The 19,164-nt window shown below is 74.1% G+C and carries 14 protein-coding genes; 7 read left to right on the top strand and 7 right to left on the bottom strand.

Annotated features, from left to right (window positions below; all coding sequences use genetic code 11):
• The first annotated feature begins 59 nt into the window (after positions 1 to 59).
• Positions 60 to 1,094 (top strand): aldo/keto reductase, encoded by a 1,035-nt coding sequence (locus tag L3i22_RS33735; protein WP_221321532.1) that lies wholly within the window; start codon positions 60 to 62, stop codon positions 1,092 to 1,094.
• Positions 1,095 to 1,170: 76 nt separating this feature from the next.
• On the opposite strand, the gene L3i22_RS33730 is transcribed toward L3i22_RS33735, so the two are convergent.
• The 3 genes from L3i22_RS33730 to L3i22_RS33720 form a co-directional block, all read right to left on the bottom strand.
• The gene (locus L3i22_RS33730) at positions 1,171 to 2,772 is read right to left on the bottom strand and encodes a methyl-accepting chemotaxis protein (protein ID WP_221321531.1); all 1,602 of its coding nucleotides are present in this window, start codon (positions 2,770 to 2,772) and stop codon (positions 1,171 to 1,173) included.
• Positions 2,773 to 2,973: 201 nt separating this feature from the next.
• Positions 2,974 to 3,843: an aldo/keto reductase gene (locus L3i22_RS33725; protein ID WP_221321530.1), complete on the bottom strand. Its 870-nt coding sequence runs from the start codon at positions 3,841 to 3,843 to the stop codon at positions 2,974 to 2,976.
• Position 3,844: 1 nt separating this feature from the next.
• Positions 3,845 to 4,696 carry an NAD-dependent epimerase/dehydratase family protein gene (locus L3i22_RS33720; protein ID WP_221321529.1) on the bottom strand — a complete coding sequence of 284 codons (852 nt, stop codon included), beginning with the start codon at positions 4,694 to 4,696 and terminating at the stop codon, positions 3,845 to 3,847.
• 79 nt (positions 4,697 to 4,775) lie between these two features.
• Between L3i22_RS33720 and L3i22_RS33715 the strand changes: the two genes are divergently transcribed.
• Together L3i22_RS33715 and L3i22_RS33710 are read left to right on the top strand one after the other, a co-directional pair.
• Positions 4,776 to 5,669, top strand: a complete 894-nt coding sequence (locus L3i22_RS33715; protein WP_221321528.1) for a LysR family transcriptional regulator — start codon at positions 4,776 to 4,778, stop codon at positions 5,667 to 5,669.
• 71 nt (positions 5,670 to 5,740) lie between these two features.
• A complete protein-coding gene (locus L3i22_RS33710; RefSeq protein WP_221321527.1) occupies positions 5,741 to 6,460 on the top strand; it encodes a VOC family protein in 720 nt (239 codons plus the stop codon).
• A 52-nt stretch (positions 6,461 to 6,512) separates the two neighbouring features.
• Here L3i22_RS33710 and L3i22_RS33705 read toward each other — a convergent pair whose 3' ends face one another.
• The 4 genes from L3i22_RS33705 to lanKC all read right to left on the bottom strand — a co-directional run bounded on the left by L3i22_RS33705 (position 6,513) and on the right by lanKC (position 15,766).
• Positions 6,513 to 7,664, bottom strand: a complete 1,152-nt coding sequence (locus L3i22_RS33705; protein WP_221321526.1) for a hypothetical protein — start codon at positions 7,662 to 7,664, stop codon at positions 6,513 to 6,515.
• 94 nt (positions 7,665 to 7,758) lie between these two features.
• Positions 7,759 to 11,463: a BTAD domain-containing putative transcriptional regulator gene (locus tag L3i22_RS33700; protein WP_221321525.1), complete on the bottom strand. Its 3,705-nt coding sequence runs from the start codon at positions 11,461 to 11,463 to the stop codon at positions 7,759 to 7,761.
• Positions 11,464 to 11,502: 39 nt separating this feature from the next.
• Positions 11,503 to 12,720 (bottom strand): MFS transporter, encoded by a 1,218-nt coding sequence (locus tag L3i22_RS33695; RefSeq protein ID WP_221321524.1) that lies wholly within the window; start codon positions 12,718 to 12,720, stop codon positions 11,503 to 11,505.
• Positions 12,721 to 13,231: 511 nt separating this feature from the next.
• A complete protein-coding gene (gene lanKC, locus L3i22_RS33690; protein WP_221321523.1) occupies positions 13,232 to 15,766 on the bottom strand; it encodes a class III lanthionine synthetase LanKC in 2,535 nt (844 codons plus the stop codon).
• A 126-nt stretch (positions 15,767 to 15,892) separates the two neighbouring features.
• Between lanKC and L3i22_RS33685 the strand changes: the two genes are divergently transcribed.
• From L3i22_RS33685 to L3i22_RS33670, 4 genes are read left to right on the top strand one after another with little or no spacing between them, the layout of a single operon-like run.
• Positions 15,893 to 16,696: a DUF1963 domain-containing protein gene (locus L3i22_RS33685; protein ID WP_221321522.1), complete on the top strand. Its 804-nt coding sequence runs from the start codon at positions 15,893 to 15,895 to the stop codon at positions 16,694 to 16,696.
• A gap of 38 nt (positions 16,697 to 16,734) precedes the next feature.
• Positions 16,735 to 17,346, top strand: coding sequence for a helix-turn-helix domain-containing protein (locus L3i22_RS33680; RefSeq protein WP_221321521.1), 612 nt, complete (start codon positions 16,735 to 16,737; stop codon positions 17,344 to 17,346).
• On the top strand, positions 17,346 to 18,281 hold the full coding sequence (locus tag L3i22_RS33675) for an ABC transporter ATP-binding protein (RefSeq protein WP_221321520.1): 936 nt from the start codon (positions 17,346 to 17,348) through the stop codon (positions 18,279 to 18,281). The genes L3i22_RS33680 and L3i22_RS33675 overlap by 1 nt, the downstream gene beginning before the upstream one ends.
• Positions 18,278 to 19,075, top strand: coding sequence for an ABC transporter permease (locus L3i22_RS33670; protein WP_221321519.1), 798 nt, complete (start codon positions 18,278 to 18,280; stop codon positions 19,073 to 19,075). Before L3i22_RS33675 ends, L3i22_RS33670 begins: the two co-directional genes overlap by 4 nt.
• Positions 19,076 to 19,164: the final 89 nt, after the last annotated feature.

Raw genomic sequence — 19,164 nt, 5'->3', positions numbered from 1 at the left:
AAGAGTGACTCCTCTTTTTAGGTGTTACTGTCGGCAGCCTACCGACTTCGGGAGTTGCCTTGCGTTACCAGACCTTCGGTCGCCGGACCGGGCTGCGCGTGTCGGAGTACACGCTCGGGACGGCGAACTTCAGCACCGCGAACGCCGACGCCGCCCGGCAGATCTTCGAGGCGTTCGTGGCCGCCGGTGGCACGACGTTCGACACGTCCGACATCTACCAGGGCGGGCAGGCCGAAGCGGTGCTCGGCGGGTTGCTCGGCGGTCGCCGGGACGACTTCGTGGTGATCACCAAGTACGGCGGGACCCGGCAGGCCGAGCCCCGCCCCGGCACGACCGGGAACAGCCGCAAGATCATGATCCGGTCGCTGGAGGCGAGTCTGCGCCGGCTGGACACCGACCACGTCGACGTCTTCATGCCGCATTTCCCGGACGGCGTCACGCCGATCGAGGAGATCCTGGCCGGGTTCGACGACCTGATCCGGGCCGGGAAGATCCGGCACGCCGGCCTGTCCAACTTCCCGGCCTGGCGGGTCGCCGGCGCCGCGATCCGGGCCGATCTGGGCGGGCTGACCCCGCTGGTCGGGGTGCAGACCGAGTACAGCCTGGCCGAGCGATCCGCCGAGCGGGAGTTGCTGCCGATGGCGCAGGCGCACGGCCTCGGCGTGGTGCTGTACTCGCCGCTGGCCGGAGGACTGCTCACCGGCAAGTACCGGCAGGGTGAGCCGGGCCGGCTGAGCGCCCGGGGCGACGCGATCGAGGGGGACGCGCAGCGCACCGCCGTCGTCGACGCGGTGCTGGCCGTCGCCGGCGAGCTCGGGGTCACCGCGGTCCAGGCCTCGCTGGCCTGGCTGCGCCGCCGGGCCGCGCTGGCCGCCACCGCCCTGGTCCCGATCGTCGGCCCGCGCACCCCGGCCCAGCTGGACGAATACCTGAAGTCGCTGGACCTCGAACTCGACGACCGGCACTATCGGCGGCTGGACGAGGTCAGCGCGGTCCGGCTGGGCACCCCGCACGAGGACGTGGCCGCCGCCCTGAGCGGTGGCGCCGACGGCGACCGCGCGCTGCTCGACCCGCCTGCCGTTCCGGTGATCTGACGGCTCACCAGCGGAGCGCGGCTCACCACCGGAGCGCGGCCCAGTAGCGGAGCGCGGCTCACCACCGGAGCGCGGCTCAGTAGCGGAACGTCGACACCAGGCCGCTGAGTTCGGTGGAGAGGCGGGCCAGTTCGCCGGTGGCCTGCTGGGAGTGGGACGCGCCCTCGCTGGTCACCCGGGCCGCGTCGGTGACCGTGGTGATCGTGTGGGCGATGCTGGACGTCCCGGAGGCGGCCTCGGTGACGCTCCGGTTCATCTCCGCGGTGGTGGCGGTCTGCTCCTCGACCGCCGACGCGATCGTGGTCTGGAAGTCGCTGATCCGGGCGATGACCCGGGAGATCTCCTCGATCGCGGTGATCGCCCCGGTGGTGTCGGCCTGGATCGTCTGCACCCGGCGGGAGATGTCCTCGGTGGCCCGGGACGTCTCCTGGGCCAGGTCCTTGACCTCGGAGGCGACCACCGCGAAGCCCTTACCCAGCTCGCCGGCGCGGGCGGCCTCGATGGTGGCGTTGAGGGCGAGCAGGTTGGTCTGCTCGGCGATCGCCGTGATCACCTTGATGACGTTGCCGATCTCGTTGGACGACTCGCCGAGTTTGCCCATCGTGTGGGAGGTGCGCGCGGCCAGGTCGACCGCCTCCCCGGCGACCCGGGCGGCCTCGGTGGCGTTCTGCGAGATCTCCCGGATCGAGGCGCCGATCTCCTCGCCGCCGGCCGAGACCGTGCCGACGCTGCGGGAGACCTCGTCGGCGGCGGCCGACACGTTCCGCGCCTCGGCGGTGGTCCGTTCGGCGGACGCGGCGATCTGCGCGGAGACGCCCTCCATCTGCTGGGTCGCGCCGGCCAGCGAGGTGGCGGAGCCGTCGATGGTGGCGACGGTGGCGCGCAGCCGGGTCATCGCGGCGTCCAGGGCGCGGCCCATGCTGCCCGGCTCGTCCCGCGAGGACAGGCCGCTGGTGCGGGTCAGGTCGCCGTCGGCGAGCGCCTCGCACACCATTTTGACCCGGTTCAGCGAGCGCACGATCGCGGTGGCGACCACCGCGCCCAGGCCCAGCGCGAGCACCAGACCGAGGCCGAGCAACACGATCGACAGCGTCCGCGACGACGACGAGCTGGACTGCGCGGCCTCGGCGTTGGTCTGCGCGTCCGCGGATTCGGCCGTGCTCAGCGCTTCGACGCCGGCCAGGATCTTCGTGATCACCGGCCCGATCTCCTGCTCGTTGACCTTGGTCCAGGCGGTGGCGTCGTTGGCGTCGGCGGCCGACGCCAGGTGGTCCTTGGCGATCTGCTGGTAGGTCGCCCAGTCCTGCTCCAGCGCGGTCACCGTGGCCGGATCACCGGCGTAGGTGCCGCTGCGGTAGTTCGTGATGGCGTCGGTGACGGCCGTCAGGTCCGCCGCGTAGGCCGTGTTGTAGCTGCTGCTGGTGGCGTCGTCCGGGGCGATCATCGAGGTCGCCATGTCCAGCCGGGCCTGGGTGATCGCCGACCGGACCAGCCCGATCTGGGCGGTGTTGGCCACGTTGTTGTCGTAGATCGCCTGCGCGGAGTCCGCGGCCTTGTTCAGCGCCACCAGCGTGACCAGGCCGACGACCAGGGCGACCACGGCGGCGACACCGATCGCGGCGAGGATCTTGATCCGCACGCTCAGATCCGCCAGGGAACGACGGGTCGGCACGGTCATCAGCGGTGACTCCAATGCGTCGGCGGGTGTGCTTCGCCGAGGCGCCAGGCACCTGCTCACCGTACGATCCCGCGCGCTTACGCGAAGGCGTTTCGCGGGGCGCGGTGGGCGATCACGTCCGGGTTCGCCGCTGGTCGCGGTGGGGCACTGCCGATTGCCGTACGGCGGGAAAACGCGACAACCGCAACCGGCCCGCGCACCTCAGCCACCGGCGGCCGGAAGCTCCTGAAGTTCGCCGGGTTCGAGGATCAGGTCCGCGGCGGCGGCCGAGTCCCGGATGCTCTCCGGGCGGCTCGCCCCCGGGATCGGCACGACCGCCGGGGACAGCGCGAGCAGCCAGGCCAGCCCCACCCGCTGCGGGCTCACGCCGCGGGCCCGGGCCACGGCCGCGAACGCGGGCAGGATCCCGGTCCGGTCCGACGGGCCGTCCAGGGCGCTGCGGGACAGTCCACCGAGCGGGCTCCACGGCAGGAACGCCAGGCCGAGCGCGGTGCACAGCGCCAGGACCGAGGCGTGCTCGCGGACCGCGGGGGAGAACCGGTTCTGCACCGAGACGAGGCCGGTTCCGAGGATCTCGTGGGCCGCGCGGACCTGCGCACCCGTCACATTGGAGAGGCCGGCCGCCGCGATCTTCCCGTCGTCGAGCAGGGTGCGCAGCGCGCCGACCGAGTCGGCCCACGGCACCGCCGGGTCCGGTTTGTGCAGTTGATACAGGCCGATCCGGTCGGTGCCGAGCCGGCGCAGGGACGCCTCGCAGGCGCGGATCAGATGCTCGGGCCGGGCGTCCACGGTCCACGAGCCGTCGCCGGGCCGGCCCCGTCCGCCCTTGGTGGCGACCAGCACCCCGGGCACCCCGGAGAGGGCTTTGGCGATCAGCCGTTCGTTGTGGCCGGCCTCGCCGGCGTGCCAGTGGTAGGCGTCGGCGGTGTCGATCAGGGTCACCCCGGCGTCGACGGCGGCCCGGATGGTGGCCAGGGCCCGCGCCTCGTCCGGCCGGTTCTCGATCGACAGTGGCATCGCGCCCAGCCCGATCGCGCCGACCTGCCATCGGCCCAGCTGTCGCAGTCGCATCTCAGCGCACCTCGTCGAGCACGTCGGGCAGCCAGTGGCGCAGCGTGCCGAAGGTGAACCCGTGCCGGGCGGCGCGGGCGGTGTCCATCGGGCGGGACGCCGGGAAGGAGAACGGCGAGGCGGTCTCCCCGTCCGCGACGACGCGGTAGCGCGGCTCGCGGCCGACGTGGGCGCCGATCGCCGCGCACAGGTCGCGCACGTCGGCCGGGCCGTCGGAGGCCGCGTTGAGCGGGCCGGTCACGGTCGCGCCGGCCGCCCAGGCCAGCACTCGTGCCGCCTCGCGGTCCCGGATGAACGAGGCCGGTGTCGGCCGGGCGTGGATCGCGATCGGCTCGCCGGCGCGGATCCGGGACACGTAGTGCGCGAGCCGGCCGGTGAAGTCGGCCGGGCCGCCGCCGAGGACGTGGGCGAGCCGGATCGAGGCGTACACAAAATCTGGTTTTTGCTGGAAAATCGCCTCGGCCCGGCGCTTGTCCTCGCCGTAGTCCCCGGCGGGGGCGGACGGCGGGCGCAGGCTCTCGGTGAGGGCGGGCTCGGGGCCGGCGAACGGGAAGTACACCTCGACGGTCGAGGTCATCACATACCGGCCGACCCGCCCGGTGACCGCCCGGCGGCTGATCTCGGCCTGCCGCGGCGTGTAACAGACCTGGTCGAGGACCACGTCGAACTCCTGCCCGGCGAGCGCGGTGTGCATGGCCGTCTCGTCGTCGCGGTCGGCGATCAGGTGGCCGGCCCCGTCCGGCGGCGGGCTCGACCCGCGGTTCAGGACGGTCACCCGGTGCCCGGCGGCGTGCATGTCGTGAACGAGCCGGCGTCCGAAGTACCGGCTCCCCCCGATGATCAGAACTCTCACGAGCACCGATCCTGCCGCCCGTCACCCTGCAGCAGAAGTAATGATCTACTGGTGCCGCCGTAAGGAGGGCTTAACGCTGATGATCGACACCGGCCGGTTGCGGATCCTGCACCAGGTCTCGCTGCACGGCAGCTTCAGCCGGGCCGCGACCGCGATGGGCCTGACCGCCTCGGCGATCTCCCAGCAGGTCGCGGCCCTGGAACGCGACGTCGGCACGGCGGTGGTGATCCGCACCTCGAAGGGGGTGACCCTGACCGCGGCCGGCCGGCTGCTGGTCGAGGCGGCCGAGACGGTCACCGCCGAGCTGGCCGCCACCCGGCAGCGCATCGACCGGCTGGCCGGCGGGCGCACCCCGCTGCGGATCGCCACGTTCGGCAGCGGAGGGCGGGCGCTGCTCCCGGACGCGCTCACCGCCCTGCTCGCGGTGCACCCGGAGCTGGAGCTGACCGTGCTGGAACGCGAGCCCGAGCACAGCCTGCCGCTGGTCCGCGACGGCTCGGCCGACCTGGCGCTGACCTACACCCTCGGCGAGCCGCGGCCGCTGACCCCGGGCGAGCAGCGCCGGCTGATCTGGGCGCCGCTGGCCGACGATCCGATGTACGCGGTCCTGCCGCGCCGGCACCCGCTGGCCGGCCGTACCCGGCTGGACCTGTCCGAGCTGGCCGGCGAGCGCTGGGTGCTGGGCTGTCTCAAGACCGAGGAGCATTTGCGACGGTACGCCGCGGGAGTCGGCGTGGAGCTGGACGTGGCGGCCGCCACCACGGACTACTTCTTCGCCCAGGCCCTGGTCCGGGCCGGGGTCGGGGTGTCGCTGATCCCGCGGGTGGCCCTGGCGGAGTCGGCGGAGCAGGCGGTCGTCGAGCTCGGCCCGTACCGGCTGGTCCGGCACGTCGCCGCGGTCACCACCCGGCGTGCGGCCGCCTTGCCGCATCTCGTGCTGCTGCTGAAGCTGCTGACCGGGCGGCCCGGCTGAACGGTCAGGCTGCGGCGTCGATCGGCTATTTCCATGTGCGAGTGACGCGTCGCGACGCCTAGGAAGGAGCAATGGCCAACGAGGTGACCGTTCCACTGCTGCCCTGTGCGTCCATCGACGACATTGCCGCCTTCTACCAGGTGCTCGGCTTCGGCGTGACCTACCGGCAGCGCAAGCCGAACCCGTATGTGGCGCTGCGGCGCGAGGATCTGCACCTGCACTTCTTCGAGATGGCCGGGTTCGACCCGCAGGACTCCTACGGCTCGTGCCTGGTGCTGACCTCGGACCTCGGGGAGCTGCACCGGGCGTTCGCGGCGGGTATGCGGGCCGCGTACGGGAAGGTGCTGGTGTCCGGGACACCGCGGATGACCCGGCCGCGGGCGCGGAAGAACTACGACGGCGTGGGCGGGTTCAGCGTGGTCGATCCGGGTGGCAACTGGATCCGGGTCGTGCAGAAGGTCGACGAGCCGCCCGCGCCGGCTTCCGAGCCCGCCGGGCGTCTCGCCAAAGCGCTGGCGAACGCCGTCGTGCAGGGGGACTCGCGGGGTGACCTCCACCAGGCCGTGCGGATCCTGGACAGTGCGCTGGCCCGGTCGCAGCCTGACGACGACCCGGTTGCGCAGGTGGAGGTGCTGGTCTACCGGGCTGAACTGGCGGTGGCGCTGGGCGAGCATGACACGGCGGTGACGATGCTGGCCCGCGCCGAGCGGGTTGCGCTCGACGCGGACCAGACCGTTCGGGCTGCCGCCGCCTTCGAGACCGCGGCCGACCTGGCGACGGCGATCGGCTAGCTCACGCCGTACGCCAAATCGGGTTTGGTTTTCCGGCGGAAGCCGGGGGTCTTCAGGACCAGTAGATGACGTTCGGGGAGCGGGGCGGGCCGGCCTGCCAGCCGACCGCCCAGACCATGCTGCCCGCCGGGTCGTTCGAGGCCCCGGCGAGCGGGGTGGCCGACGCGATCTCGCCCTGCGGGTGGGCGCGGTCGACCGGCCCGCCCGGCACCACGACCGAGTTGTCGGCCTGGAAACCCTGTCCGGTCCAGCGCTCCACGTGGCCGCTCTCCTGCCCGGTCACCGTGCGGTGGTAGCCGAACGTCCAGACGCCCGCCTTCGACGCCACCACCTCGGTCACCACGGAGCCGCCGCCGGCCGAGGTCTCGGACTTCCACCCGGTCGCCGTCCGGTGCAGCACCATCGGGGCGCAGACCAGCGTGGTGACGCAGGTGGCGCCGCCGATCCAGACCTCCCCGGAGACCGCCGCGACGCTGTTCATCACGACCGTGCCGATGATCGGCACGTCCACCCGGGTCCAGGTCGCGCCGTCGAAGTGCAGTACGGCGCCGGATCCGACCGCCCAGACGTCGTCGGCAGCCGCCGCGACCACCGAGGTGAGCTCGACGCCGGGCAGCGCCGGCGCGGCGGACTGCGTCCAGGTCCCGGCGTGCCAGTGCAGGATCAGCGGATCGCTCGCGCCGCTCTTCTCGGTGTGCCCGACCGCCCAGCCGTCGTCCGGGGTGCGCATGTCGATGTCGTCCAGGTCGGTCTCCACCCCGGCCGCGGCCGCCGGCGCCGGCGCGGAGCTCCACGCCGTGCCGTCGAAGTGCAGGAGCACGCCGGTGGTCGGCACCGGTGCGCCGGGCGCGTCGTCGTCGCCGCTGCCGACCGCCCAGACGTTGTCGGGCGCGAGCGTGTCGACGCCGGTCAGGTACGTCGGCTGGGACAGCTCCGGCGCCGGCACCGACTTCCAGGCCGTGCCGTCCCAGTGCACGGTGAACGGGCCGACCTGGTCGTCGTTCCACCAGGTGCCGACCGCCCACACGTCGTTCGGGGCGATCACCGAGACGTCCTGGAGCACGGTGTTGGTCGCACCCGGGGGCAGCGGGGTGGCCGGCGGCGTCTTCCACAGGGGTGCGGCCGCGCCCGCGCTGCCGGGGACCAGTGTTCCGGCGACGACGATGCCGGCCACGAGGAGCGAGCCGGCCCGGTTCGTACGCATGATGACGGTCCTTTCGACGAAGGTGACTACGGCCATCCTGTGGGGACGTGGGGGAGGGGCACATGACTGAGGGCTACCACCGTTGTCCGGGGCGCTACCCAGATTCGCGGGTGAAGGCGGCCAGGGCGCCACGTCGCTCGGCGCCGGTCTTGGCCAGCAGGCTGGCGACGTGCTTCTCGACGGTCCGCGACGAGAGGTAGAGCTGGTCGCCGATCTGCTGGTTGGTCATCCCGGCCACCACCAGGTCCAGCACCTCGTACTCGCGGACGGTGACACCGTGCCGGCGCAGCCGGGCGGGCAGCGCGGCGCTGCCCTGGCGGTGTTGCGGCACCGGGGCGCCGGCCTTGCGCATCAGGTCGCGGCAGGCCCGGGCCACGTGCGGGGCGGCGTCGTGGAAGTACGTGTCGGCGGTGCGCAGCCAGGCCACCGGGTCACCCCACCCGCCGTCGAGCGCCTCCTGCGCGACCAGCCGCAGCCCGAGGTGCCGGGCGAGCGGGTACGGCGCGGAGACCGCCAGGAACCGGGCCACCGCCCGGGTCGCGTCGTCCGCACGGCCGGCCCGGCCGTGCACGAACGCCTCGGCGAGTACCAGGAACTGCCGGTTCCAGGCGGCCTGCTGCTGTGCGGACCCGGCGAACGCGGCGCACTCGGCGGCGCCGGCCCGCCCGGCGCGCACGGACATCAGCAGGTGCGGGCCGTGGATCAGCGACAGGTACGGCGTCGGCTGCCGCGCCTCCCGGGCGCTCGCCTCGTCCAGCTCGGCCAGCGCCGGCCCGTGCTGCTCGTGCAGCAGGTGACAGAACGCGGTCCCGAGGCCGTGGGTGGCCGACGAGAAGTCGTCGTCGGCGGCGCCGAGCCCGGCGAAGCGGGCCAGCAGCGCGGCGAGGTCGGCGCGGCGGGCGCGGTGCCCGGCGACGATCGCGCGCACGCCCACCGCGATCTGCTGGGTCAGGGTCAGCCGCAGCCGGCCGGCGGTCTCCTCGCAGTGCCGGGCGTCGGCGTCGGCCGCCTCGAACTCGCCCCGGCACAGCCGCAGGATGGACAGCTCCAGCCGGATGTCGAGGGCGGTGGCGACCGCGCCGGCCTCGGTGGCCAGGGTGAGCGCCTCGCGCAGCCGGCTGTCGTCGGCGTGCCGGATGCCGTGGCCGGCGCCCAGGTTGTAGAGCAGGGTGATCCGCCAGGTCAGCAGGTGGTGCTCGGTCGCGATGGCCAGCGCCCGTTCGTACAGGTCGTCGGCCTCGGCCAGGTCGCGCAGGCGGGCGCAGCGGCCCAGCGTCTTGAGCGCGCCGCAGGACACCTCGGGCAGGCCGGCCGCCTGGGCGCCGCGCAGCGCCCGCCCGGCCAGTGCGACCGTGGTGGCCAGCCGGTCCGGGGTGGCCGGATCGCCGAACGCCAGCTGCGCCTGGACCTCGTCCATCCGGGCGGTCAGGCCGGGGTCGGGGGCATCGCCGGCCGCGCGCCGGGCGGCGGACAACTCCCGCGAGCCGCGCTCCCAGTGCCCGGCGGCGACGGCGACGTGGGCCAGTCGCAGGTGCAGGCGGGCCCGGCGGTGCGGGGCGGCCCGCTCGTCGAGGCGGTCGCCGATCGGGTAGGCGTCGGCGACCCGGCCGGCGATCGCGTACGCGTCGATCAGCGCCTCGCGCACCTCCAGCGCGGTGTCGCCGGTGCAGTCGCCGGCCAGTAGCCCGGCGGCCCGTTCCAGCAGCGTGACGGCGGTCGACACGGCGCCCTGCCCGATCGCCCGGCGACCGGCACGGGCGAACCGTTCGGCGGCGAGCACCGGTTCCCCGGCGATGCTCCACAGTGTCCCGGCGAGCTGGTCGGTGCCGTCGAAGTGGGGGACCGGCGGACTCTCCAGCGCCTGGGCGGCGCGCCGGGCCAGCGCCGCGCGCTCCAGCGGCAGCGAGACGGCGAGCAGCGACTCGGCGGTCAGGACGTGCCGGAAGGCGTACCACTGGGGATCGTCCTCGGGCACCACCAGCTGGCTGTCGACCACCTCCCGCAGGCCGGCGATCAGGTCCGGGCCGGACAGCCCGGCGGCGGCGCCGGCGGCCACCGCCGGGAACCGCCGGCCGAACAGGGCGGCCGCCCGCAGCAGCCCGGCCGCCGCCGGACCGAGCCGGTCGGTGCGGCCGACCAGAGTGGTCCGCAGGCTCGCCGGCACGCCGGCCGGCACCGGCCCGGTCACCGCCCAGCCGGTGCCGGTCCAGGCCAGCACGCCGTCGCCGGCCATCGCCGCGAGCAGCTCCTCGACGTGCAACGGCACGCCGTCCGCGGTGGCCAGCAGGCGTTCGATAACCGGGCCGGGCACCTCGTTCGCGTCCACGCCGAGGCAGTTGGCGGCCAGGTCGCGGACCTGGTCGTCGCCGAGCCGGCCCAGGTCGGCGACGGTGGCCACCCGCCGGTGCTGGGCCGTGCGGATCAGGTTCAGCGCGGCGCCCGGCGTGGCCCGGCTGGTGCCGATCACCAGCAGCCGCTCCCGGCCGAGGTTGTCGATCAGGTAGTCCAGGACGGTGAGGGTGTCCGCGTCGGCGTCGTGCAGGTCCTCGACGATCAGCACGCAGCCGTGCGGCCGGCCCACCGTGGCCAGCAGCCGCAGCACCGCCTCGGCCAGCACCACCAGGGAGGTGTCCGAGGCCGGCCCGCGTTCGTCGCGCCACTCCGGGACCAGCACCGACAGCGCCGGCCGGTACGGCCCGAGCTCCGGCCCGGCCGGCGCCCCGGCGCGGCGCAGCACCGACTGCAACGCCTCGGCCAGCGCGCGGAACTGGGCCTCCGGGGTCGCGGACCGGCCGCGCAGCACGGTGAGCCCGGCCCGCTCGGCCAGCCCGGCCGCCTCGGTGGCCAGGCGGCTCTTGCCGATCCCGGGTTCGCCGAGCACGAAGATCGCGCCCCCGTGGCCGCGGGCCACCGACTCGACCGCGGCCCGGACCGTGGCCAGCTCGCCGGCCCGGCCCACCACGGGCGTGCCGGTGAGCCGGACCAGGCCCGGCCGGGGCGGCTGCGGTGCGCTCGGGGCGGGCCGGACGGCGACGGCCGGCCGCGGCGGCGCCAGCGCCGGATCCTGGCGCAGGATCGCCGTCTCCAGCTCGCGCAGTTCGCCGCTGGGCAGGATGCCCAGCTCCTCGGCGAGCGTGTGGCGCAGCCGCCGGTAGCGGTCCAGCGCGTCGGCCTGCCGGCCGCTGCGGTAGAGCGCCAGGATGAGCTGGCTCTGCAGGCGCTCGTCCAGCGGATTGCCGGCCGCCAGCCGGTCCAGCTCGGGCAGCACGCCGGCGTGCTCACCCAGCGCCAGCCGGGCGTCCATCAGGATGTGGGTGGCGCGCAGGAACAGCCCGCTCAGGCGCTGGGCGGCGTCCCCGAGCCAGGCGATGTCGGTGACCCCGCCCAGCGGTTCGCCGCGCCACAGCCGGCGTGCCCGCTCGGCGAGCCGGGCCCGGTCGGCCGGCGCGTCCGCCCGGCCGGCCTGGTCGACCAGCTCGTCGGCGAGCCCGGCGTCGACCGCCCCGGGCGGCAGCGCCAGCAGGTAGCCCGGCGGCCGGGCGACGACCGCCCGCCGCCCGCCCAGCAGCGCCCGCAGGTACGAGATGTGCCGCTGCACGGTGTTGACGCTCACCGATCCGGCGGCCTCGCCCCAGACGATGTCGACGAGCTGATCGGTGGCGACCACCTGGCGGTGGTGGAGGGCGAGCACGGCCAGCAGCGCCTTCCGGCGCAGCCCGCTGACCTGCTGATCGATGCCGCCCAGCACGATGTCGACCGGACCCAGCAGCCGAACCTGCGTCTCGGTGTCCTCGTTCACCCCGGCAGGCTAGCCACGCTCCGGGGCCCGCGTCAGTCGCTATATTGACCGGGTTCGAGGTATCAGGAACACCGTGAGCAGGGTGGCCAGCACGGCGACCACACCACCGAGCAGAACGAAAGCGGGCCGGGAGCCGAGGTTCTCGACCAGCAGGCCGCCGCCGAGCGGACCCAGCGGCTGGGCCAGCAGCGAGATGAAGATGGCGCCCGCCTCGGCCCGGCCGATCAGGTCGGACGGGGTGAGCCGGATCATCTCGGTCTCGAAGGCCACGTTGCCGATCGCGGACAGGAACATCGCGGCGCCGAGCACCGCGCCCATCGCGGCCGGCCGGGTCAGCAGCGCCAGCACCGGGATCGCCGCCGCGAACGCCCAGCAACTGAGCACGGTCAGCAGCCGCGGATGCCGCGGGGTGCCCAGGCGGGGCGCCAGCAGCGCCCCGGCGAGCGAGCCGACCGCGACCACCGCGACCAGCAGGCCGCTGGAGCGTCCGCTCGGATCCCGCTCCGCGCTGGCGCTGATCGCCACCAGCATTACGGCGCTGTAGACGGCGGTCAGGCCGGCGCCGTAGACGAACAGGACGACCCGCAGGTAGCGGTGCCCCCAGACGAACCGGAACCCGGCGGTCAGGCTGCCCAGCGTCATCGGGCTGCCGTCGGCCGGCCCGGGCGCCGAGCGGGTCCGCAGCAGGAGCAGGCAGACGACCGACCCCAGCAGCGCGAGCGCGCGGACGCCGAACGGCAGCGCCGGCGCGAGGCTGAACAGCGCCCCGCCGATCAGCGGGCCGGCGATCTGCAGCGCCGCGGTCCGGGCCTGCAGCCGGGAGATCGCCAGGCCGAGCTGGCCGGCCGGCACGGCGTCGCGCAGCAGGGCGCTGGACGCCGGCGTGTAGAGGCTGCCCAGCACGCTCACCACGGCGGTGGCGATCAGCAGCAGGACCAGCACCGGATGCCCGGCGAGGACGAACACCGCGATCACCGCGGCGATCAGCGAGCCGGCCACCTGGCAGCGGATCATCAGCCGGCGCCGTTCGGTCGCGTCGACGATCGAGCCGGCCGGGATGATGACGATCAGCACCGTCACCGCCGACACCGTGCCGAGCAGCCCGGCCTTCGCCGGTGAGCCGGTCTCGTGCAGCACCAGCAGCGGCATGGCCAGGTTGCCGATCATCGAGCCGAGCCCGGCCAGGACGCCGCCGAGCCAGATCAGCCGGAAGTCGCGGTTGCGCCGCAGCGGCGGATGGGCGGGTGTGTCGAGCATGTGGTCACCTCCGATCCGGGCGCGGCAGGGGCCGCCGGCGCGGCGAGCGCACCGGCGGCCACTACGTCACGCCACGATGATGGAAACGTGGCTGGGACACTTGATCTCGTCCTCGCCGCCGGAGAGCGGCAGCTGTTGCAGGTCGAGCACGTGGAACATGGCTACCTCCGTGCACGCGAGTGGGTCGGTCCGGGGCGTGTGGTCACGCCGTGCGGAAGTTGGTCACGATGATGATCACCGACTTGCTGCTCGGGCAGCTCGGCTCGAAGCTCGGAGCCGGCATCGCCTGCAGGTCCAGAACGTTCGCCATGTTGTTCACCTCCTCTGCGCGTCCGCTGGGATCGCCCGGTGCGCTGTCACGCCAGGCGGAACGTGGTCACCACGATGACCACCGACTTGTTGCTCGGGCAGTACGGGGCGAAGCCCTCGACCTGCAGGGACTGCAGATCCAATACGTTCACCATTGCGTTCACCCCCTTCCCGTCCTCCCCCGGAGCTTCCGGATGTGGTGTCACACCCGGTGGTCGAGATACGGCAGGACACCGGTGGCGCCGTCGAACGCCGCGCGCAGCGCGAGCAGGACCCCCGCCGACCCGGTCGCCAGGTCCAGCGAGAGCCGCAACAGCTGGTCCCCGGGGAACACCAGGTCCCCGCCGCGCAGCAGCGCGTGCCAGCCGAGCCGCCGGACGTGCTGCCCGATGGCGGCCCGGTCCTCGTCGTGGCCCAGCCGGGCCAGCACGGCGATGAACCCGGCCCGCCCGGTGAACAGCCCGCTCTGGTAGACCGTCGGCGCCTTGCAGGCCAGCCGGATCCCGGTGAGCAGGTGCCACACGTCGGTGTCGTCGCGGTGGCGCTGGTACTCGTGCAGCACGAGCGCGACCCCGCCGCTGCCGCCGTCCAGGTACGGCAGATGCTTGCTGCCGACCGCGAGCTGGAACGACCCGTCGTCGCGGGTCTGGCCGACGTCGAGGTCCTGCTCGAGCGCCCGCCGGGCCCAGTCCAGGTAGCGGTCCTCCCCGGTCTGCTCGTAGGCCCGGATGAACAGCAGCGCCGCCCCGGACGGCCCGCGCAGCAGCCCGTGACCCGGCAGCGCGGCGGTGCCCGCCTCGACCCGCCGCCCGATCTCCACGGCCGTCCGCAGGCCCTCCGCGCGCACCGCGTCGTCGCCGGTGAGCCGCGCCAGGCCGAGCAGGTTCAGCGCCCGCCCGGCCCGGCCGGCGGCGAGCGTGTCCGAGGTGGGCAGCCGGTCGAACCGGCGGGCCACCTCCAGCGCGGCGAGCGCCTCGTCGCGCCGGCCGAGCGCCGCGAACACCGCGGCCGCGCCGTGCGGGCCGTTGAACAGGCCCTGGGCCGGCCGGGGCTGCGCCCGTTCGACCGCGCGGGCGGTCCACCGGAGGTACTCCGCCGGGATCGGCGCGCCCACCCGGTGCAGGGCGAACAGGACGCCGGCCGAGCCGTACGACAGGTCGAAGCCGCCGGTGCCCAACTGTGCCGGGCTGCCCGGGAACAACCGGTCGTCGCGCTCCGGCGTGGCGGCGGCGTGGATGCCGGCGACGATCGAGTCCCGGATGCGCGGCCACGACGGGTCGGCGCCGGCGAACCAGCGCGCCGCCTCGTCCAGCCCCTCCGGCACCTCGTACGTGCGGAGCAGCGCCGCGCCGAACCGCGCGGGCATCCCCATCGTGCCGGTCGCCTCCTCGACCAGGGTCCCGGCCTTGGCCCGGGTCCGGTCGAGGAGCGGGGTCAGCATCATGAACGGGAACACCCGCAGGCTGTCCAGGGCGAAGTCGTCGATCGCCGCGCCGGTCAGCCCGGCCGGGGCGGCGAAGCCGGGCGCGCCCAGCCCGGGCGGCCGGTCGTCGTCGAGCTCGGCGGCGAACTCGAAGTCGATCAGCACCACCCGGCCGCCGGGGCCCAGCAGCACATTGGACGGATGCAGGTCACCGAAGCGGATCCCGCGCGCGTGGATGTCGTCCAGCGCCGCCTCGACCCGGTCGAGCACGTCGAGCACCCAGCGCCGGTACTCCGCCAGCTCGGCCGCGTTCGTCTCGGCCGGCGTGTCCGGGAACAGGGCCGGGCCCCGGGTCTGCACCGCGCGCAGCAGCGTCGGCCCCTCGATGTACTCCTCCACCAGGAAGTGGTGGCCCTGCACGATCCGGTAGTCGTGGACGGCCGGGACACAGCCGAGCCCGGCCAGCCGGGTCAGCGTCCGGTGCTCGCGGCGCAGCCGGGCGACCGCGTCCTCGTGATTACGATCCAGGCCGGCGTACGGGCGTGCCTCGCGCAACACCACCTTCTCGCCGGCCGCGTCGCGGGCCAGGTAGACGCCGCCCGCGTTGGAGAAGTGCAGGGCCTCCTCCACCCGGTACGGGAAGTCGATCGGGCCGCCGGCGTGCCGGGCCTCCAGATGCGGCTTCAGGATCTGCGGAAGCTCGACCCACGGCGGCACCTGGAAGACCGGCCCGCGGCGGTCGGGCACCAGCTCGCCGTCGGCGTTCTCGATCGCGAGCACCGGCTCGTCGTCCTCACCCGGGCACCACATCTGGGTGAAGGCGCCGTAGCGGACGTACAGCGGGCCCGCGCCGATCCGCAGGTCGCCCAGCACGTACGGGCCGGGCATGCCGTCGAGCAGCACGGACAGGTCGGTGATCGCCTTCTCGAACTGCTGCTCGTCACGCGGGTAGAAGGTGACCAGCTTCCCGCTCGAGCCACGCCCCGCGTACTTGGCGTTGAGCACCACCATGGCGTCCAGGCTGCGCAGGAACTTGAAGGCCAGCTCGTTGGCCACGCAGTACTCCCAGACCAGGTCGAGGCAGCCGGGCGCGTCGTCCAGGGTGACCGAGACGTGCATCTTCCAGCCCTGCCGCGGCCCGCGGCCGGCCGCGGGTTCCAGCCCGACCCACAGGTCGGCCTCGCCGCGCAGCCAGCCGTCCGGCGCGTCGCGGTTCGCCGCGTCGAAGCGGCTGTCGTGGTCGCGCATGCGGTCCGGCGCGTCGTAGAACTCGTCGTCGGCGAGGCAGTGGATCCACTCGAGATGCTGCTCCATGTTCGCGTCCTGTCACGTCGGCAAGGGGGGCTGCGGGAACAGCTCGAATCCTGCCGAGAACCCCGGAAACGTCCCTGACGCGGCGCTGAGGTGCCACGGAAAGCGCGGGTTCCGTATTGTCCGGCCATGGACTTTCATGAGCAGTTTCGGCAGACCGCGACCGAGTCGGGTGTGCCGGCCGCCGAGTCGGCCCGGTTCGCGGGCCTCCTCCGGTTCCGGATCCGCGCCGGCGGCACTCCGGGCGGTGCCCGGGCCGGCCGGTTCGGCGGGTTGCCGCACCTGCCGGCCGGGACCCCGTGGCCGTCCGGGCTGGCCTATCTGGCGTCCGCCGACTGCGCGGCGCTACCGAGGATCGCCGGCCTCGCGCTTCCGGAGACCGGCTCGCTGCTGTTCTTCCTGGCCGCCGCGGCGGCGGTCGAGGCCTGCTCGATCGAGTCCGAGCAGTCGCTAGCGAAGGTCGTCCACGTGCCCGCCGGCGCCGCGACCACGGCGGTCGCCGCGCCGGACGACCTGCCCCCGCCCCTTCCCGAGCGCGACCTGTTCGCCCGGGTCGAGGCGGACCTGCCGGACTGGCCGGACCGGCCCGCGGCCTGGTGGACCGACGACCAGAAGCAGCTGATGGCGGACCTGCCGCACTACGCCGAGCTGTGCGCGCTCGTCGAGCGGACCTGGCCCGGCCGGGTGCCGTGGATCGGCGACGACCTGGTCCTCGGCGGGTACTCGGTCTCGGCGCAGGACAGCCCCGAGGAGCAGCTGGCGGCCCGGGACCCCGCCGCCGACGAGGCCCGGATGATGCGCGAGTGGGTGCCGCTCGCCCAGTTCGCCGTGCCGCGCCAGGACTACATTCACGGGCGTTTCCTGATCCGCCACGACGACCTCGCCGCCGCACGGTTCGACCAGGCGCTGTCCTTCTGCGAGTTCACCGAATAGGTCTTCGCTATCACTATCGATAGTGATAGCGTTCTATTGTGGAACTCCCGAGGGAACGCTGGGCCGAACTGGCGCTGCACCCGGTGCGCATCCGGATCCTGCGGGCCGTCGCGGGCTCCCGCCTGACCACGCACGACCTGGTCGAGCTGCTGCCCGACATCCCGCACGCCACGCTGTACCGGCACCTGGCCACCCTGGTCAAGGCCGGCCTGATCGAGGTGGTCGAGACCCGCAGGATCCGGGGAGCCGTCGAGCGGGTCTACGCGCTTCCCGCCCACGGCGCGACGCTGGACCCGGCCGCCCTGGCCACGGCGACCCCCGAGGACCACACGCGGTACTTCACCGCGTTCGTGTCGAGCCTGCTCTCGGACTTCGCCCGCTATCTCACCCGCGAGCGGGTCGACTTCGTCGCCGACGGGGCCGGCTACCAGCAGCTCGTCCTGCACCTGAGCGACGCGGAGCTGGCGCGGTTCGCCGCCGATCTCAACCGGGTGATCGGTCCGCTGCTGGGCAACCAGCCCGGCGGGGACCGGGTGCCCCGCCTGCTCGCCACGATCCTGCTGCCGGCCGACCAGCCGGCCGCCACCGCGCCCGCACCACCGCCGCCGGAACGGGACGACGACTCCGGCACGAGCCCGAGGAGTGACTGATGGCATCGACCACGATCGGCGACGACAGCCCGCGGATCGAGATCGCCCACCTGACGAAGCGGTACGGGACGGTCACCGCCGTCCGCGACCTGACGTTCACCGTCGAGCCCGGCGTGATCACCGGCTTCCTCGGCCCGAACGGCGCCGGCAAGACCACCACCATGCGCATGCTGACCGGCCTGGTCACACCCACGTCCGGCACCGCGACGATCGGCGGCCGGCCGTACGGGCAGCTGCGGCAGCCCTCCCGCACGGTCGGCGCGGTCTTCGGCACCGGCGGGTTCCACCCCGGCCACACCGCCCGGGACCACCTGCGCGTCTACGCCGCGATGGGCGGCTACCCGGACAGCCGGATCACCGGGCTGCTCGACCTGCTCGGCCTCACCGACGCCGCGGACCGCCGCACCCGCGAGTTCTCCACCGGCATGCGCCAGCGACTCAACCTCGCGACCGCGCTGCTCGGCGACCCCCGGGTGCTGCTGCTGGACGAGCCGAGCAACGGCCTGGACCCGGAGGGCATGCTGTGGCTGCGCGGGTTGCTGCGCCGGCTGGCCGACGACGGCCGCACCGTGCTGATCTCCAGCCACGTCCTCAGCGAGATCCAGCAGCTCGTCGACGACGTGGTGGTGATCCGGCGCGGCGAGCTCGTCGCCGCCGGGCCCTGGTCGCGGCTCGCCGGCCCGCCCGCGGTGCGGGTGTGCTCCCCGGACGCCGACCGGCTGACCACCGTCCTGCGCGAGAGCCGGCCGGGCGACGGCGCGCCGCGGGTCGAGGCCGTCGGCGGCGGCCGGCTCCGCGTGCACGGCCTGGACGCGCCCACGGTCGGCGACCTCGCCACCGAGCACCGGTTGCGGGTGCACGAGTTGATCACCGAGAGCACCAGCCTCGAACAGCTGTTCCTGGACCTCACCAGCGAAAAGGCGGCCCTGTCATGAGACACCTGGTCATCGCGGAGCTCCGCCGGCTGCTCGCCACCCGGATGTGGGGCGGGCTGCTGCTCGCCGCGGTCGTGATCGGCGGCGGCATGATGGGCGTGATGGCGCTCGTCGGCCCGGAGAACTTCGACCCGCCGATGCCCGGCCTGGACACCGAGACCGGAATCCGCTCGATCCTCGGCATCCTCGGCTACACCGCGTTCGTGCCGGCCGCCGTCGGCGCGCTCGCCGTCACCTCGGAGTACCGGCACGGCACCGCCGCCGTCACCTTCCTGTTCGCGCCCCGCCGCTGGCAGGTGCTGGCCGCGAAACTCGCCACCTACGGCGCCGTCGGGCTCGCGTACGGTCTGCTCCTGGCCGGCACCGCCGCCGCGGCCCTGTTCGCCGTCGCCGCCGCCCGCGGCGTCCCGCTCGGCCTGCCGGCCGGCACGGTCCTCGGGCTGCTCGCCCGGATCGGCCTGGCCATGCTCGTCTACCTGCTGATCGGGGTCGGCGTGGGCGCTCTGCTGCGCAACCAGGTCGCCGCCCTGTGCGTCGTGATCGGCTACGTCTACCTGGGCGAGCCGCTGCTCATGACGATCCCCGGCGTCAACGCGCTCTACCCGGTGCTGCCCGGCGGCGCCACGGCCGCCCTCACCGACTTCACCTACCTGGCCGACGCCGTGTCCCAGAAACTCGGCAGCCCTGGCATCCAGCTGCTGCCGCCGGCCGCCGGCGCGCTGCTGCTCACCGCCTACGCGATCGCGGCCGCCGCGATCGCCGTCATCCTCCCGATGCGCCGCGACATCCCCTGAGACGGCCCGCCGCCTTCGGCGCGGCCATCGATTCGCTTGCGGCGAGGCGCGGTGCGGGCTCACAAGATTGCTTCGGTACGGCCATTGCC

It is taken from the genome of Actinoplanes sp. L3-i22, from assembly GCF_019704555.1.
In the GTDB taxonomy this organism is placed as follows: domain Bacteria; phylum Actinomycetota; class Actinomycetes; order Mycobacteriales; family Micromonosporaceae; genus Actinoplanes.
This window is presented reverse-complemented; position numbering and strand designations above follow the sequence as displayed.